Source organism: Streptomyces sp. NRRL B-1347 (genome assembly GCF_000720325.1).
Classification (GTDB): Bacteria; Actinomycetota; Actinomycetes; order Streptomycetales; family Streptomycetaceae; genus Streptomyces.
On the sequence record NZ_JOJM01000345.1, the window covers coordinates 1 to 219 of the forward strand.

Genomic DNA, 219 nt, shown 5'->3' on the forward strand with positions numbered 1-219 from the left:
GGAGGAAGGCAGACTGCTGTGGATCTCACCCGCCCTGCCCGGCGGGACCCACGACATCAAGGCCGCCCGTGAGCACGACATCGTGGACGTCTGCGCACAGCTGGACCTTGAGGTCCTGGCGGACAAGGGCTGCCAGGCAGCCGGCGGCACGGTGATCACCCCGATCAAGCGCCGCCCGGACACCGAGCTCGCCGACAAGCACAAGAAGCCGAACAAGGT

1 protein-coding gene is annotated in these 219 nt (G+C 67.6%); it reads left to right on the forward strand.

All coding sequences use genetic code 11. The annotated features are described in order from the left end of the window. On the forward strand, nt 1-219 hold a 219-nt coding region (locus tag IG74_RS0145300), incomplete at both ends, for a transposase family protein (RefSeq protein ID WP_030689866.1).